Raw genomic sequence first — 2,716 nt, 5'->3', positions numbered from 1 at the left:
TTCTTTTCTCTTCCCTTTCCGTCGTTGCTGTTGTCAGCTCATCGTCGGTCAGTGGGTGCGCATTATAGGGGCTTCTCAGATTAGCGCAAGTGTTTTTTGAAAAAAATTCACCGTTCGATTAAAACCCCAACAATACGTACAAAAAACAGGTCACAACGAACAGATATCACTCAATTTTGGAAAATTTTGTCGCAAATTCACTAACTTTATTCCAATCAGTATATTCGATTTCTTTTGTTGGATCGGTTTCACCCTTAGTCATCTTCATAATAAGCTGGATCATCACTCTATCAATCCATTTATAACGTGGGTAAAGAAGCGCGCCTGCAAAAACACCTGTTAATCTAGGCTTCCATGGAGTCTTATCTAAAAACTTACGCATATAAGCATTGGTTTCGGGTGTACTCTTTTCAGCTTTTCTTGCCGTAAGGTTCACCCCAAAAAAGGCGGATGGCATACTATTTAATTGAGAAAGGTGTTGGGTAATAAATTTATCCAGTACTTTATTAAAATAGCCATATCTAATTGATGCCCCAACTAACACTTTATTATAAGCAGATAAATTAAGGCTATGGTGAACAGCAGTTAAATCTCTTACATCACATTCATAGCCCTGTTGTCTTAGTTCATTAGCTATGTGCGTCATTATTTTTTTAGTTTGACCATCTGTACTGCAGTACAGCAACAGCGCGCTCATACATCACTCCTTGTTTTTGGTTAATCACGCCAAAATGTTGGTGTAAATAAAACCAATAATGTGAAAACTTCTAATCGGCCAAATAACATGGTGACAACAAGTATCCACTTAGCGGCTGGATTCATTGTTGTAAAGTTATCAGCAACAATACCTAATCCTGGACCCAAATTATTAAGTGTTGTAGCAATAGCAGAAAAAGCAGAAAACTCATCAACACCTGTCGCTATTAATAGCATCAAGCTAATAATAAATACTAAAGCATATGCTGAGAAAAAGCCCCAAACCGCTTCTATAATACGCTCTGGTAATGCTCGATGTCCTAGTTTAATCGTATAAACCGCATTAGGGTGTACAAGACGTTTTAATTCACGAGAGCCTTGTAAAAACAGCAGTAAGATACGGATTACTTTTAATCCCCCCCCCGTTGAACCAGCACAGCCCCCGATAAAGGCAGAACACAACAGTAACAGAGGTAAAAAAGTTGGCCATTGGGCAAAACTATCTGTTGCAAACCCTGCGGTTGTTGCCATTGAAACAACTTGGAAAAAAGCTTGATTAATTGTTGTCCATCCAGAGTCATATACCGAATAGAGCCATAGAATAAGGCTACAAATAATCACTAATCCGAGCTGTATAAAGATAAACATGCGAAATTCAGGATCACGCCAATAAATATTGAGGCTTCGCCCTGTTAAAACCGAAAAGTGTAAAGCAAAGTTACACCCTGAAATTAATAGAAAAACACCAATAATGACGTTAATTGTTGGACTATTAAAATAGCCAATGCTTGCATCATGGGTAGAAAATCCACCGATTGCAATAGTAGAAAAACTATGCGAGATAGCATCAAACACGTCCATACCCGCAATCCACAACGCAAGGGCACAAATAATAGTGAGTAAGACATAAATCAGCCACAATGCTTTCGCAGTTTCTGCGATCCTTGGGCGCATTTTATTGTCTTTCAAAGGCCCCGGCATTTCTGCCCGATAAAGCTGCATTCCCCCAACGCCTAACAGTGGAAGAATGGCCACCGCTAATACGATGATCCCCATTCCCCCTAACCATTGCAGCATTTGGCGATAAAATAAAATCGCTTTAGGTAAGCTATCCAACCCAACAAGTGTCGTAGCCCCTGTGGTTGTTAATCCGGAAAAAGATTCAAAAAAGGCATCGGTAATCGATAGATGAGGTTGTTCCGAAAAAATAAAAGGCAATGCCCCTACGCTGCCTAACACAGTCCAAAATAAAACCACAATAAGAAAACCTTCTTTGGGTTTTAGATCACTTTTATTGTTTCGATTGGGGATCCACAACATTAGCCCAATAATAAGAGCGACAATAAATGTCTGACTAAATGCTCGTCCTGCACCATCCCGATAGATCAACGCAACGATACCGGGGATGATCATCGTGACAGAGAATAAAATAACAAGTAGCCCAACAATTCGGGTTATTGAACGAAAATGCATTTAGCGATTTCCTTGGTAGCAACGATTATTCATTCGGTTCTAAACATATTAATTGCATACTGCCACGACTGATATCGCGTAGTTTACTTTCAACTTTTTCACTCTCTACTGCTGGCAATGATAGTTCAAAAGTGACTTTATCAGTATATTCACTAGAGAGGATCTTCCCTTGATATTCTGCAATAACTTGCTCAAGTAATGACACTAAGGAATATTCACACTCCACAAGAAATCGGCGCTGAGGTACTTTGGTTTTCGTTGGCAAAAGTTTTAATGCCTGCTGTACCCCATTGCCATAAGCACGAACTAATCCGCCAGTGCCTAATTTGATCCCGCCGAAATAACGTACCACAACCGCAGTCACCTCTCCCATACCACTCCCTAACAGGGGTGCTAGAATAGGTTTTCCCGCCGTGCCTGTTGGTTCACCATCATCAGAAAAACCTAACTGTTGTAAATCATCCGGTCTTCCAGCAACAAATGCCCAACAATGATGCCGAGCATCGGGAAACTGCGCTTTAATTGATTGGATATACGCTTTGGCAGC

3 protein-coding genes are annotated in these 2,716 nt (G+C 40.3%); all 3 read right to left on the bottom strand.

The genetic code is table 11. The features are described from left to right. Window positions 1-166 precede the first annotated feature (166 nt). Window positions 167-697 carry a menaquinone-dependent protoporphyrinogen IX dehydrogenase gene (gene hemG, locus ACYUCW_RS17935; protein WP_004246101.1) on the bottom strand — a complete coding sequence of 177 codons (531 nt, stop codon included), beginning with the start codon at window positions 695-697 and terminating at the stop codon, window positions 167-169. A 20-nt stretch (window positions 698-717) separates the two neighbouring features. Next, on the bottom strand, window positions 718-2,169 hold the full coding sequence (gene trkH / locus ACYUCW_RS17930; RefSeq protein WP_004252906.1) for a Trk system potassium transporter TrkH: 1,452 nt from the start codon (window positions 2,167-2,169) through the stop codon (window positions 718-720). Between the two features lie 25 nt (window positions 2,170-2,194). Next, window positions 2,195-2,716, bottom strand: a 522-nt coding sequence (locus tag ACYUCW_RS17925; RefSeq protein ID WP_460409169.1) for a YigZ family protein, incomplete at its 5' end; no start/stop codon positions are given.

The organism is Proteus sp. MB838 (genome assembly GCF_054767435.1).
This window is presented reverse-complemented; position numbering and strand designations above follow the sequence as displayed.